At 59.5% G+C, this 13,778-nt stretch carries 10 protein-coding genes; 4 read left to right on the top strand and 6 right to left on the bottom strand.

The genetic code is table 11. The annotated features are described in order from the left end of the window. Positions 1-251: 251 nt before the first annotated feature. The 4 genes from ntrC to V6M90_RS01585 form a co-directional block, all read right to left on the bottom strand. Entirely contained in the window at positions 252-1,688 is a 1,437-nt protein-coding gene (gene ntrC / locus V6M90_RS01600; RefSeq protein ID WP_141063103.1) for a nitrogen regulation protein NR(I), read from the bottom strand. Then, on the bottom strand, positions 1,685-2,770 hold the full coding sequence (gene glnL, locus V6M90_RS01595) for a nitrogen regulation protein NR(II) (protein ID WP_003171123.1): 1,086 nt from the start codon (positions 2,768-2,770) through the stop codon (positions 1,685-1,687). The genes ntrC and glnL overlap by 4 nt, the downstream gene beginning before the upstream one ends. Before the next feature lie 342 nt (positions 2,771-3,112). Next, a complete protein-coding gene (locus V6M90_RS01590; protein WP_141063102.1) occupies positions 3,113-3,715 on the bottom strand; it encodes a hypothetical protein in 603 nt (200 codons plus the stop codon). A 113-nt stretch (positions 3,716-3,828) separates the two neighbouring features. Further along, positions 3,829-4,362 carry a chorismate mutase gene (locus tag V6M90_RS01585; RefSeq protein ID WP_332845978.1) on the bottom strand — a complete coding sequence of 178 codons (534 nt, stop codon included), beginning with the start codon at positions 4,360-4,362 and terminating at the stop codon, positions 3,829-3,831. A 431-nt stretch (positions 4,363-4,793) separates the two neighbouring features. Here V6M90_RS01585 and V6M90_RS01580 point away from each other — a divergent pair, with 431 nt between their 5' ends. Beyond that, positions 4,794-5,030 (top strand): DUF6124 family protein, encoded by a 237-nt coding sequence (locus tag V6M90_RS01580; protein ID WP_003171127.1) that lies wholly within the window; start codon positions 4,794-4,796, stop codon positions 5,028-5,030. A 75-nt stretch (positions 5,031-5,105) separates the two neighbouring features. On the opposite strand, the gene glnA is transcribed toward V6M90_RS01580, so the two are convergent. Further along, complete coding sequence (glnA, locus tag V6M90_RS01575; protein WP_003171128.1) at positions 5,106-6,512, bottom strand: type I glutamate--ammonia ligase; 1,407 nt, start codon at positions 6,510-6,512, stop codon at positions 5,106-5,108. A 334-nt stretch (positions 6,513-6,846) separates the two neighbouring features. On the opposite strand from glnA, the gene thiI reads away from it, so the two are divergent. Both thiI and typA read left to right on the top strand, forming a co-directional pair. Then, a complete protein-coding gene (thiI, locus tag V6M90_RS01570) occupies positions 6,847-8,301 on the top strand; it encodes a tRNA uracil 4-sulfurtransferase ThiI (RefSeq protein ID WP_332845977.1) in 1,455 nt (484 codons plus the stop codon). Between the two features lie 139 nt (positions 8,302-8,440). Next, a complete protein-coding gene (gene typA, locus V6M90_RS01565; protein WP_003171131.1) occupies positions 8,441-10,261 on the top strand; it encodes a translational GTPase TypA in 1,821 nt (606 codons plus the stop codon). Positions 10,262-10,555: 294 nt separating this feature from the next. Here typA and V6M90_RS01560 read toward each other — a convergent pair whose 3' ends face one another. Continuing rightward, positions 10,556-10,990 (bottom strand): YkgJ family cysteine cluster protein, encoded by a 435-nt coding sequence (locus tag V6M90_RS01560; RefSeq protein ID WP_003171132.1) that lies wholly within the window; start codon positions 10,988-10,990, stop codon positions 10,556-10,558. A gap of 226 nt (positions 10,991-11,216) precedes the next feature. Between V6M90_RS01560 and V6M90_RS01555 the strand changes: the two genes are divergently transcribed. Then, positions 11,217-13,667 carry a glycogen/starch/alpha-glucan phosphorylase gene (locus tag V6M90_RS01555; RefSeq protein ID WP_003171134.1) on the top strand — a complete coding sequence of 817 codons (2,451 nt, stop codon included), beginning with the start codon at positions 11,217-11,219 and terminating at the stop codon, positions 13,665-13,667. Positions 13,668-13,778: the final 111 nt, after the last annotated feature.

Genomic DNA, 13,778 nt, shown 5'->3' with positions numbered 1-13,778 from the left:
TGGGTAGTACTGGGGTTATTGCAGGGCGCGTGCCAGATTCGTCGAGATGTGCCAAAAAAATTTTCAGAAAGCGCAAAGCCCCGGAATACGGGGCTTTGGTGTTTTTGGGCCCCAGGATTTTTTCAGAGGTTCTGAGATTTCAGGCGTTGGGTCCATGCCCGATGCCGGTTCATGGTGCATTGAAGCGGTGCACAGCCCTGAAATCTTGTGAAGATCCAAATGTGGGAGGGGGCTTTCAGTGGAGCTGAGATTCAGGCGTCGTCGCTTTCATCGTCATCCCCACCGTCGACCTTCATCCCCAGCTCCTTGATCTTGCGCGTCAGGGTATTGCGGCCCCAGCCCAGCAACACCGCGGCATCGCGACGGCGGCCGGCGGTGTGCTTCAGCGCGGTCTCGATCATGATCCGTTCAAAGGCAGGCACGGCACTGTCCAGCAGGTTCGACTGGCCGCGTGCCAGCGCCTGGTCAGCCCATTGGCGCAGCGCCTGTTCCCAGTTGGTCACGGGGGCCGAGTCCTGCGGCAGGCTCAACAGCTCCGGTGGCAGGTCGCTGATATGCACTTCACGCCCGGACGCCATTACGGTGATCCAGCGGCAGGTGTTCTCCAGCTGGCGCACGTTGCCGGGCCACGGCAGGTTCTTGAGGTATTCCTCGGTTTCGCTTTTGAGCAGCTTCGGCTCGACGGCCAGTTCCTGGGCGGCGCGGCTGAGGAAGTGGCGGGCGAGGGTCGGGATGTCTTCGCGACGGTCCGACATGCGCGGGATGTGGATGCGGATCACGTTGAGACGGTGGAACAAGTCTTCCCGGAACTTGCCCGCGTGCACCAGGGTTTCCAGGTTCTGGTGGGTCGCAGCGATGATACGCACATCGACCTTGACCGGTGTGTGCCCGCCCACGCGGTAGAACTCGCCGTCCGCCAGTACGCGCAGCAGGCGGGTCTGGGTGTCGGCCGGCATGTCGCCGATCTCATCGAGGAACAGCGTGCCGCCGTCGGCCTGTTCAAAGCGTCCGCGACGCAGGTTGGCCGCGCCGGTGAACGCGCCTTTCTCGTGGCCGAACAGCTCGGACTCCATCAAGTCCTTCGGAATCGCCGCCATGTTCAGCGCGATAAACGGCGAGGCCGCCCGTGGGCTGTGACGGTGCAGCGCGTGGGCCACCAGCTCTTTACCGGTACCCGACTCGCCATTGATCAGCACGGTGATGTTGGAATGGCTCAACCGCCCGATGGCGCGAAACACTTCCTGCATCGCCGGCGCTTCGCCAATGATCTCCGGGGTGCGGGTCAGGGCCGGTGGGGCTTCCTGGTTCTGCTGTTCCTGGGCGTGCTGGTTGGCGCGCTTGACCAGCGCCACGGCCTCGTCCACGTCGAACGGCTTGGGCAGGTATTCAAACGCACCACCCTGGTAGGACGCCACAGCGCTGTCCAGGTCCGAGTGCGCGGTCATGATGATCACCGGCAGGCGCGGGTGCTGCTCGCGAATGCGCGCCAACAGGTCCAGGCCGCTGGCGCCGGGCATGCGGATGTCGGAGATGATCACGTCCGGCTGCTGACGTGCCAGGCGGCTCATCACGCCGTCGGCGCTGTCGAAGCTCTGGGTGGTCATGCCTTCCTGTTGCAAGGCTTTCTCGAGGACCCAGCGGATGGAACGGTCGTCATCGACGATCCAGACGGTTTCACTACGGCTCATGTCGAAGGGGCTCCTTGTTCCAGTGGCAGAAAGATCGAGAACGTGGTGTGACCCGGATGGCTCTCACACTCGATCAGGCCCTGATGCTGGCTGATGATGTTCTGGGTAATGGCCAGGCCCAGCCCGGTACCGTCCGGGCGGCCGCTGACCATGGGAAAGAAAATGGTTTCCTGCAGTTCCGCGGGAATGCCCGGACCGTTGTCGATGATCTCGACCTTGGTCACCAGGCGATGGCGCACATGGCCGATGGTGAACTGGCGCAGGGCGCGGGTGCGCAGGCTGATGCGGCCAAGGCGCAGCTCGTTCTGGCTGCTGATGGCCTGCATGGCGTTGCGCACAATGTTGAGCACCGCCTGGATCATCTGCTCGCGGTCGATCAACACGTCGGGAATGCTTGGGTCGTAGTCGCGCACCAGGGTGATGCAGCCCTGGCTTTCTGCCTCGACCAACTGGCTGACGCGCTCGAGCACTTCGTGCACGTTGGTCATCGCCAGGGACGGCAGCTTGTTGGAGCCGAGCATGCGGTCCACCAGGTTACGCAGGCGGTCGGCTTCTTCGATGATGACGTTGGTGTAGTCCTTGAGATGCTCCTCCGGCAGCTCGCGGGCCAGCAACTGCGCGGCGCCGCGAATACCGCCCAGCGGGTTCTTGATCTCATGGGCCAGGCCGCGCACCAGCATCTTGCTGGTTTCCTGCTTGGACAGCTGCGCTTCCTCTTTGGTAATGCGCAGCAGGCGGTCGCGGGGGTGCACTTCGAGCAGCAGCAGGGTGGCGCCGTTGCTCAGGATCGGGGTCACGGCGTAGTCGACGGTCAGCGTCTGGCCGGTGAGGGCGGTGAGCATCGCTTCGCGCTTGGTGAACGGGTGAGCCTGCTCCACGGCCTGGCGCAACGAGCTCAAGGCCTCGGCCGACTCGGTGAACAATTCGCTGATGAACTGCCCATGGCTGCGCTGGCCGCTGATGGCCAGCAGCATCTCCGCCGCCGGGTTCATGTACTCAAGACGCAGGTCGTCATTGAGCAGGATGGTCGCGGTGGTCAGGTTGTCGAGTAGCAAACGGTGCAGTGCATCGCTGATGGTCATCAGGACCTCTTTTGGAGCAAGGCGCGGGCTTGAGGCACACGCTGATACAAGGAAAATGCAAAAACCAAACCAAGGCTCCGAAAAGAAGCGTTAAAGCCCTGAAATAGGGGTTTAAGGCTCGAAACTGTGGCGTTTAGCCAGCCCTTGCGGGAAGTTTCGAACCAAAATGGGCTGGTGAGGTGGGTAGGGTGCAGTATGTTGCACCAATATAGTGCGAATTTGCGCGAGCTGTTCAGGAACGCTCAAAGGCTATCCTGAGAGTGGCCAAGTTGCCGGACGTGGACGGGGCGACGGCCTTAGCCGGTGGCGGGATTGCTGGGCGGTGCTGTTCGCTGTGCGTTTTTAGAGTGTGTCGTGTGATGATTTTTTTCGCGCGGTGAGACAGGGATCGATGACTTCGCGTAGCGCGGCGCTGTCGTGTGGCAACACAAACTCAGCGGTCAATGGTCCATCGTCGGGGATCGCCGAAGTCAGCTTCATCCTGATTAGCTGACCGCCCCTGTTCTCAGTTGCCCACTCACTTAACGCCTGCTGATTGACCTGTGTGATAAACGTGAACAGCGCGAGAGATCCGCCGATGTGATAGCCATTTATAGCGTAGTGACGAGTGGGACGGTTATCGGTAGTGATGCTGAGCGGTCCGGTTGACGAGGCTTCCTTGCCTTCATAAATGTCGGTTTTGAAGTGCAGCCGATCGGTGGGGGCCAACAGCGAGATCGAGGCGCTCCCCTCGGAGTGATTGCACATGACCTGCAGCATCGCCTTACCGGTTTTGTCTCCATGGACGGCTACGCCATTGAGGTTGGCCACCCACGTCGGACTGTCTGGATGCAGGGCATCGACCGTCCAGATGTAGGGTTTTGGGGGCGGCGGGGTGGCGTGTGCCTGACCCAATACTGCGAGCATCAGCATCATTGAGCATAGGGGCTTGCAGGTGCGGTTCATTGCGAGATTCGTCGTAAGTGGCTGCCGAGTGCTGCATTCTGGTCGCTCGGCTGCCCGGTGGGCATCGGACATTTGCTCAATTCACCGTGCATAACCGCTCTGTGCGCGTTTCACTACGGGTAAACGCACAGCTCGCCAGTGGCGCGGGCCATCGCAATCTGCATCAGCGGCTCGTGCATGGGTTCCAGAGTGGCCAGGGCGACCCAGTGGGGGCACTTCGGGTCTTTTCGATACGGAGTGAAGTCGGCCAATTGCTGCAGCAGGCGCTTTTGCAGTTGGTCGAGTTGGGGACGGATCTGGCCGCTGAGGTCCGGACGCGGCAGGTCAGGCGCTTTGCCCATCTGCTGCCAATCGTTCAGGCGGTTGTACTGCACCAGCTTGTTGGCCTCGATCTGCGCCGCAAAAAACTGCTCGGCCGCTGCGGGGTCCAGCTTGTAGCTCGGCGCCTGGGCGACGACGCTGGCAATCACTTCTTGCTCGCGTTTTTTGTCTTCCACGGCTTTGTGGCTGTCCCATTTGCTTAAGGCCACCTGGTCGGCAATCGCCAGGCGTTCGGCGATGCTGTTGAGCAGTGGTTGCAGCGTGGGCGGCGCGGCGGTGGCGGTGGCGCTGATAAACAACAGAGCGAACACAAATCGACGTTTCAATGGATATCTCCTTGTGGGAGGGGGCTCGCACCCCGATAGCGGTGGATCAGGCAGATTGATGTCGGCTGACACTTCGCCATCGGGGCAAGCCCCCTCTCACCTTTTTGATTGGGTTTGCAGATTGGGCGTTGCGTCAGTCAGAGGCTACCTTATCTTGCGCGGTTGCCTACAGGTGCGCCAGAATCCGCCGGCTTGTACGGCTGGCTTGTCGTCTCTAAGGTTGCTCGGTCGCTGCTCATCAGCGATCAGGTTTAGTAGCCTGGACTCGAATTGTAGGTCGTGCATTTTCCATCACGCTTGATGGCGGTTGTGCGCAGGGCATCTTCGGATGCGCCGGGCTTCTACATTCACCGGTCTACTAACCTGCGCACAGCTGCCTCCACTTCGTTTAGTAGCGAAATGAAAGCGGCCTCATTCGAGGAATGTAGAAAATGTTCAAGCCAACCCCAAATCCACCCCCCTGCATCTTCACCATCGCCGCCGATATCGACGACGAAGCCCTGATGGTCAACAGTTTCGAAACCTTCTCCTCGGTCAGCACCTTGTTGCTGGACCTTTCTGAAGATCTGGATGGCAAACACCGCGATGTCGCGCTGGCCATTCACCAACTGAGTGCATTGGGCGCATTGATGGTCAGCCGTATGCTCGACCGCCAAGTAGCCAGCTGATAATTCCCAGGCAAAAAAAAGACCTCCCGAACAGGAGGTCTTTTTCATCACGCCACCTTAAGCAGCGCTACCGGATCAGCAGCTGTAGTACAGCTCGTATTCCAGTGGGTGTACGAAGGTGCGTACTTTGATTTCTTCTGCGCTTTTGAGCTCGATGTATGCGTCGATGAAGTCGTCGCTGAACACGCCGCCTTTGGTCAGGAACGCACGGCCCTTGTCCAGCTCTTCCAGGGCTTCTTTCAGGCTGCCGCACACTTGTGGGATCTCTTTGGCCTCTTCAGGCGGCAGGTCGTACAAGTTTTTGTCGGCGGCGTCGCCAGGGTGGATCTTGTTCTGGATACCGTCCAGGCCGGCCATGACCAGGGCCGCGAAGGCCAGGTATGGGTTGGCTGCCGGGTCCGGGAAACGTGCTTCGATACGGCGAGCGCGAGGGCTGGACACGTAAGGAATACGGATCGAGGCGGAACGGTTGCGAGCCGAGTAGGCCAGCATCACCGGTGCTTCGAAACCTGGGACCAGACGCTTGTAGGAGTTGGTCGACGGGTTGGTGAAGCCGTTCAGGGCCTTACCGTGCTTGATGATGCCGCCGATGAAGTACAGGGCGGTGTCGGACAGGCCGGCATAACCTTCGCCAGCGAAGGTGTTCTTGCCATCTTTGGCGATGGACAAGTGAACGTGCATGCCCGAACCGTTATCGCCGTACAGTGGCTTAGGCATGAAGGTCGCGGTACGGCCGTAGGCTACGGCAGTGTTGTGTACGCAGTACTTCAGGGTCTGAACTTCGTCAGCCTTGGCCACCAGGGTGTTGAACTTCACGCCGATTTCGTTCTGGCCGGCAGTCGCCACTTCGTGGTGGTGCACTTCGATGACCAGGCCCATGTCTTCCATGGCGTTGCACATGGAGGTACGGATTTCGTGGTCGTGGTCGAACGGTGGAACCGGGAAGTAGCCGCCTTTGATACCTGGACGGTGGCCATGGTTGCCGCCTTCCACGTCCTGGTCGGACATCCACGAACCTTGTTCGGAGTAGATCTTGAACATGGAACCGGAGATATCGGACTTGAACTTCACTTGATCGAAGATGAAGAACTCTGGCTCCGGGCCTACGAATACGGTGTCGCCGATACCGGTCGACTTCAGGTATTCCTCGGCACGCTTGGCGATCGCACGTGGGTCGCGGTCGTAGCCTTGCATGGTCGAAGGCTCGATCACGTCGCAGACGATGATCAGGGTCGGTTCTTCGGTGAACGGATCCAGCACGGCAGTGCTGTCATCCGGCATCAGGATCATGTCGGAGGCTTCGATGCCTTTCCAGCCGGCGATGGAGGAACCGTCGAACATTTTGCCTTCTTCGAAGAAAGCATCATCCAGCGCGTCGCGAGCCGGCATGGTCACGTGGTGCTGAGTGCCTTTGGTGTCCGTGAAGCGCAGATCAATCCATTTAACGTCATGATCTTTGATGAGTTGAACCGACTTCGACATAGTGTCCTCCGGGTGGCTTCGGGCTGGGGTAGTGGAGTTAGCCCTTAGAATGTGGGTGATGCCGGCGCGGATAGTCCGCCATGGCAACCTGCCTCACAAGAGAGCAAATTGCATGCCAGTGCGCCAACATGGGTTTTTTGCGCCAAAAGCGACCCTATAAAGGTGCGTAGCGACAAATGCCTGAAAATAGCGCACCGCAATGTGGCGCTGTTACCTGAAAATGCACCTCTTTAGTGCGTTGCGACTGACATGCATATTAACTGGTTAAACCTTGAGCGATTTCCGCTATAATCCGCGCCCCCCTTTTTCAGCAGGCCCGGCGCGCGCTGTTTCCATGAAATTAATCGTTAAAGTCTTCCCCGAAATCACCATCAAGAGCCGACCGGTACGGATGCGTTTCATCCGTCAGTTGGCCAAGAACATCCGTGCCGTGCTCCGCGATCTGGACCCGGCTGTGGTGGTGAATGGCGTGTGGGACAACCTCGAGCTGGAAACCCGCCTGACCGACGCCAAAGCCTTGAAGGACATGACCGAGCGCCTGAGCTGCATGCCGGGCATCGCGCATTTCCTGCAGGTCGACGAGTACCCGTTGGGCGACTTCGACGACATCACTGAAAAATGCAAGCTGCACTTCGGCAACTCGCTTGCCGGCAAGATTTTTTCGGTGCGCTGCAAGCGTGCCGGCAAGCACCCGTTCAGCTCCATGGATGTGGAAAAATATGTCGGCAGCAAGCTGCGTCGCGAGTGTGGCGCCGCTGGAATTTCCCTGAAAGCGCCGCAAATTGAAGTGCGCATGGAAATTCGCGACCAACGGTTGTTTGTGATCCACAGCCAGCACAACAGCATCGGCGGCTACCCGCTGGGTGCCCTGGAACAGACCCTGGTGCTGATGTCCGGCGGTTTCGATTCCACGGTGGCGGCCTACCAGATCATGCGCCGCGGCCTGATGAGCCACTTCTGCTTCTTTAATCTGGGCGGGCGTGCACATGAATTGGGCGTGATGGAAGTCGCGCACTTTATCTGGAAGAAGTACGGCAGCTCCCAGCGCGTGCTATTTGTGAGCGTCCCGTTCGAGGAAGTGCTGGGCGAAATTCTCGGTAAAGTCGATAACAGTCATATGGGCGTAGTATTGAAGCGTATGATGTTGCGCGCTGCGTCCCGTATTGCCGATCAACTGCAGATCGACGCGCTGGTGACTGGCGAAGCGATTTCCCAGGTGTCCAGTCAGACGCTGCCAAACCTGTCGCTGATCGACTGCGTGACCGAGAAGCTGGTATTGCGCCCGCTGATCGCCAGCCACAAGCAGGACATCATCGACCTGGCAGAGCAAATCGGCACCGCCGACTTCGCCAAGCATATGCCTGAATATTGCGGGGTCATCTCGGTGAACCCCAAGACCCACGCCAAGCGTCACCGCGTGGAGTACGAAGAACAACAGTTCGACATGGCGATTCTGGAGCGTGCGCTCGAGAACGCCAAACTGGTCCCGATCGATCGCGTGATCGATGAGTTGGGCCAGGATGTGCAGATCGAAGAAGTCAGCGAAGCCCTGGCCGGCCAGATCGTCATCGACATCCGTCACCCGGATGCCGCTGAGGACGAGCCGCTGGACATCGTCGGCATCGACGTACAAACGCTGCCGTTCTATGCACTGAACGCGCGTTTCAAGGAACTGGATAACAGCCGTCAGTACCTGCTGTATTGCGACAAAGGCGTGATGAGTCGCCTGCATGCCCACCATTTGCTCAGTGAGGGGCATGCCAATGTGCGCGTTTATCGACCGAGCTAAGAGCCCGGGGCTGTTTGCCTGTGGCCTGCGTCACCGGCCCCCCGACTCTGCCGTCAAGCTGTAACGGCAAGGCCTGACTCTACTGTTAATCGCTGCCACGACCTGTCAGCACACCGAATCCTCTGATCGAGATACACAAGTGATCGAAAATCTACGTAACATCGCCATCATTGCTCACGTTGACCATGGTAAAACCACCCTGGTAGACAAACTCCTGCGTCAATCCGGCACCCTGGAGCGCAACGAGCTCAACGACGAGCGCGTGATGGACTCCAACGACCAGGAAAAAGAGCGCGGTATTACCATCCTGGCAAAAAACACCGCCATCAACTGGAACGGCTACCACATCAACATCGTGGACACCCCGGGCCACGCCGACTTCGGCGGCGAAGTAGAACGCGTAATGTCGATGGTCGACTCCGTTCTGCTGCTGGTTGACGCTCAAGACGGCCCTATGCCGCAAACCCGTTTCGTGACCAAGAAGGCTTTCGAAGCCGGCCTGCGTCCGATCGTGTGCATCAACAAGGTTGACCGTCCAGGCGCGCGTCCGGACTGGGTTCTGGACCAGATCTTCGACCTGTTCGACAACCTGGGCGCCACCGAAGAACAGCTGGACTTCAAAGTCGTCTACGCCTCGGCCCTGAACGGTATTGCTGGTCTTGACCACACCGACATGGCTGAAGACATGACCCCGCTGTACCAGTCGATCGTCGACAACGTACCTGCGCCGAATGTTGACCGTGAAGGCGCGTTCCAGATGCAGATCTCGGCACTGGACTACAACAGCTTCCTGGGTGTTATCGGCGTTGGCCGTATCGCTCGCGGCAGCGTCAAGCCGAACACCCCGGTTGTGGCTATCGGCGCCGACGGCAAGAAGCGTAACGGTCGTATCCTGAAGCTGATGGGTCACCACGGCCTGCACCGCATCGACGTCGAAGAAGCCTTTGCCGGCGACATCGTGTGCGTCAGCGGCATGGACTCGCTGTTCATCTCCGACACCCTGTGCCAGCCGGACAACGTCGAGGCGATGAAGCCTCTGACCGTTGACGAGCCAACCGTTTCGATGACCTTCCAGGTAAACGACTCGCCGTTCTGCGGTAAAGAAGGCAAGTTCGTGACCTCCCGTAACATCAAGGAGCGTCTGGACAAGGAGCTGCTGTACAACGTTGCTCTGCGCGTTGAAGAAGGCGACTCGGCTGACAAGTTCAAAGTGTCCGGCCGTGGTGAGCTGCACCTCTCGGTACTGATCGAAACCATGCGTCGCGAAGGCTTCGAAATGGGTGTTGGTCGTCCGGAAGTGATCATCCGCACCGTTGACGGCGTGAAGCAGGAACCGTTCGAAAACGTCACCATCGACACCCCTGAAGAATCCCAGGGCAAGGTCATGGAAGAGATGGGCCTGCGTAAGGGCGACCTGACCAACATGGTGCCGGATGGCAAGGGCCGTGTACGTCTGGAATACAACATCCCTGCTCGTGGTCTGATCGGTTTCCGTAACCAGTTCCTGACCCTGACCAACGGTGCTGGCATCCTGACCTCGATCTTCGATCGCTACGACACCATGAAGTCCGGCGACATGTCCGGCCGTCAGAACGGTGTACTGGTATCGGTAGAAACCGGCAAGGCGCTGACCTACTCCCTGGAAACCCTCCAGGCGCGTGGCAAGCTGTTCGTTGAACACGGTCAAGAGATCTACAACGGTCAGATCGTTGGTCTGAACAGCCGTGACAACGACATGGGCGTCAACCCAACCAAAGGCAAGAAGCTCGACAACATGCGTGCTTCGGGCAAAGACGAAACCATCGCTCTGGTTCCACCTGTTCGCTTCACCCTGGAACAGGCCCTGGAATTCATCCAGGACGACGAGCTGTGTGAAGTCACGCCTAAGTCGATCCGCCTGCGTAAGAAGATCCTGGATGAAGGCGAGCGTACCCGCGCTGCCAAGAAAGCCAAGAACTGAGTTAACTCAGGCTGAATGAAAAACGCCCCCGGTCGAAAGGCCGGGGGCGTTTTTTTATGCCTGCAGATTTTGTGGTGGCTGTGCCGGCCTCATCGGGGCACACCGAGCCTAAGCGAGGTGCCGAGTGTTGGGGCAAGCCCCTCCCACATTTGGATCGCAGGGCATCAGGTAGATGTCTGCCGGCTGTCCGGCCGTCACGGGAGCAAGCTCCCTCGCCACAGGTTCAGGGCCATGCCAAAGTTGTGTAGATACCTATGCCCCGATGAGGCCCTTGAGAGCCCCACAAATCTTGGATCAGAACTTGTCGAGAGTCTTGAACTTGGTCTCGCGCACCACTTCTTTCGGTTTGTACGCGCAATACCCCGGCCGCGGCCCGATCTTGGGGTGGTTGCGGCAAGTATCCGGGCGCTTGTCATAAATAGTGCAGAAGCGCGTCTTACGATCCAGATACAGGCAATCGTTGTTGCTCATGCGCTGCAGGGTAAAAATTTCCGACTTGGAGTTGTAGCGCTCGACGATGCCTTCCTTTTGCAGCCGCTTGGCGATGTTCTTTGGCGGGTCGCCGCGCTCGAATTCATCGACGATGCCAATGCGGATCAGGTCCTTGATCTTCACCTCAACCGGCAGCGTGCAGCAGCTGGATACGCAGCCACCGCACATGTGGGCGGAGTATTTCTGCCAGGTTTCGAGGCGGTCGAGTTCCGCGGCGGCGATCAGTTGAGGCTTCATCAAGGTTCCAGGGTGAGGCGGTATCAGGGCGCGCGATCATACCGGGATTGGTGGTTTTTTGAACAATATTTTCAAGATTTCATCTCCAGTCATGATCGGGCACGGCCCCTGCATCTAATTCACGCATTGATGAATGAGTTAAAAAACTGACGAACCGCAGCCTCTACCGTTTGTCAGACCGTCTAGGCTCTAGCAACTCCTTCTATCTCGCCCGAGGTCGCAATTGATGTCTCAGGAACCACTTGCACGAGAAGCAGAGGTAGCCGCATTTCGCGATGCCGTCTTGACCAAACTCACCTACGCGGTGGGCAAGGACCCCGATCACGCCTTCGACCACGACTGGTTCGAAGCCATCGCCCTGGCCGCCCGTGACCAGATGGTCGATCACTGGATGGACCACACCCGGCGTATCTACCGCAAAGGCCAGAAGCGGGTCTATTACCTGTCCCTGGAATTCCTGATCGGCCGCTTGCTCTACGACAGCCTCAGTAACCTTGGGGTGTTGGAGATCGCTCGCGATGCGCTGGCGGAGCTGGGCGTCGACCTGGAGCGCATCCGCCTGCTGGAGCCCGATGCGGCGCTCGGCAACGGTGGCCTGGGTCGCCTGGCGGCGTGCTTCATGGAAAGCATGTCGACCCTGGGCATCGCCGGCCACGGCTATGGCATTCGTTATGAGCACGGCTTGTTCCGCCAGGCGGTTGTCGATGGCTGGCAACAGGAGCAGACCGAACGCTGGCTGGATTTCGGTAACCCCTGGGAATTCGAGCGCGCCGAGGTGATTTACCCGATCGGCTTTGGCGGCAGCGTCGAAACCGTGGCGGACGCCTCGGGCAAGATGATCCAGGTGTGGTCGCCCAACGAAACCGTACGTGCCGTGGCCTACGACACCCCGGTAGTCGGCTGGCGCGGCGCCAGCGTCAATACCCTGCGCCTGTGGCGCGCACGAGCGGTGGAAGACCTGCACCTGGAACGCTTCAACGCCGGTGACCACCTGGGCGCAGTTGCCGAAGTGGCCCGCGCCGAAAGCATCTCCCGCGTGCTTTACCCGGCCGACAGCACCGAAGCGGGGCAGGAACTGCGCCTGCGCCAGGAATACTTCTTCGTCTCCGCTTCCCTGCAAGACTTGCTGCGCCGCCACAAGAACATGCATGGCTCGGTCCTGAGCCTGGGCGAACACGCCGCCATCCAGCTCAATGACACTCACCCGTCCATCGCCGTGGCCGAACTGATGCGTCAATTGGTGGACTTGCACGACATCCCGTGGGAAGCCGCGTGGGACGTCACCGTTGAAACGCTTTCCTACACCAACCACACCCTGTTGCCCGAGGCATTGGAAACCTGGCCGGTCGGCTTGATGGAGCGCATGTTGCCCCGGCATATGCAGATCATCTACCTGATCAACGCCCAGCACATTGATTCGCTGCGAGCCAAGGGTATCCACGATTTCGACGTGCTGCGCGCCGTGTCGCTGATCGAAGAGGACAACGGCCGCCGCGTGCGCATGGGGAACCTGGCGTTCCTCGGTTCCCACAGCGTCAATGGCGTGTCCGGCCTGCACACCCAGCTGATGCGCAGCACGGTGTTTTCCGAACTGCACAAGCTCTACCCGGAGCGCATCAACAACAAAACCAACGGCATCACCTTCCGCCGCTGGCTGTACCAGGCCAACCCCAAGCTCACGTCGATGCTGGTGGACGCCCTGGGGCCGGACATCCTCGACAATATGGAAACGCGCCTGGGCGAGCTGGAAACCTTCGCCGAGAAACAGGCATTCCGCAAAGCCTTCGCCGAGCAGCGCCTGCACAGCAAGCGGGCGCTGGCCGAGATCATCCACGAGCGCCTGGGCATTTCGGTGAACCCGGCGGCGATGTTCGATGTGCAGGTCAAGCGGATCCACGAGTACAAACGCCAGTTGCTCAACCTGCTGCACACCGTGGCGTTGTACCAGGCGATCCGTGCCGAGCCCGAAACCGACTGGGTGCCGCGTGTGAAAATCTTTGCCGGCAAGGCTGCAGCGAGTTATCACCAGGCCAAGCTGATCATCAAGCTGACCAACGACATCGCCCGCACCGTCAACAACGATCCGACCGTACGCGGCTTGCTCAAGGTGGTGTTCCTGCCCAACTACAACGTCAGCCTGGCCGAGAGCATCATTCCGGCGGCAGACCTGTCGGAGCAGATATCCACCGCCGGTTTCGAGGCATCGGGCACCAGTAACATGAAGTTCGGCCTCAACGGCGCGTTGACCATCGGCACCATGGACGGCGCCAACGTGGAGATGCACGAGCGCGTGGGCGCCGAGCACATGTTTATCTTCGGTCTCAGTGCTCAACAGGTCGAGGCGCGTAAACATGCCGGTGAATTCAGCGCCGGGCCCGATATTGCTGCGTCCCATCGTCTGAGCGATGTGCTGCAGGCGATCCGTGGCGGGGTGTTCTCGCCGGACGATCCGGGCCGCTACGTGGGCTTGATCGACGGCTTGATCGACTACGACCGCTTCCTGGTCTGCGCCGACTTTGACTCGTACTGGGACGCCCAGGCCAAGGTCGAAGCGCATTGGCACGACTCCAAGGCGTGGTGGCGTTCGGCAGTGCTCAATACGGCGCGGATGGGCTGGTTCTCGTCCGACCGCACGATCCGCGAGTACGCTACGGAGATCTGGAAAGCGCTCGACTAAACACCGCAATACAACATGTGGGAGGGGGCTTGAACCCGATGGCGGAGTGTCAGTTTGCAGATATGTCGACTGGTCCACCGCTATCGGGAGCAAGCCCCCTCCCACATTGGC

Origin of the sequence: Pseudomonas lactucae, from assembly GCF_036688725.1 — a bacterium.
Taxonomy (GTDB): domain Bacteria; phylum Pseudomonadota; class Gammaproteobacteria; order Pseudomonadales; family Pseudomonadaceae; genus Aquipseudomonas; species Aquipseudomonas lactucae.
This window is presented reverse-complemented; position numbering and strand designations above follow the sequence as displayed.

Bases quoted from the DNA above. Each gene is read 5' to 3' on its own strand.
- ntrC (WP_141063103.1), bottom strand. From the start codon at position 1,688: ATGAGCCGTAGTGAAACCGTCTGGATCGTCGATGACGACCGTTCCATC.
- glnL (WP_003171123.1), bottom strand. From the start codon at position 2,770: ATGACCATCAGCGATGCACTGCACCGTTTGCTACTCGACAACCTGACC.
- V6M90_RS01590 (WP_141063102.1), bottom strand. From the start codon at position 3,715: ATGAACCGCACCTGCAAGCCCCTATGCTCAATGATGCTGATGCTCGCA.
- V6M90_RS01580 (WP_003171127.1), top strand. From the start codon at position 4,794: ATGTTCAAGCCAACCCCAAATCCACCCCCCTGCATCTTCACCATCGCC.
- glnA (WP_003171128.1), bottom strand. From the start codon at position 6,512: ATGTCGAAGTCGGTTCAACTCATCAAAGATCATGACGTTAAATGGATT.
- thiI (WP_332845977.1), top strand. From the start codon at position 6,847: ATGAAATTAATCGTTAAAGTCTTCCCCGAAATCACCATCAAGAGCCGA.
- V6M90_RS01560 (WP_003171132.1), bottom strand. From the start codon at position 10,990: ATGAAGCCTCAACTGATCGCCGCCGCGGAACTCGACCGCCTCGAAACC.
- V6M90_RS01555 (WP_003171134.1), top strand. From the start codon at position 11,217: ATGTCTCAGGAACCACTTGCACGAGAAGCAGAGGTAGCCGCATTTCGC.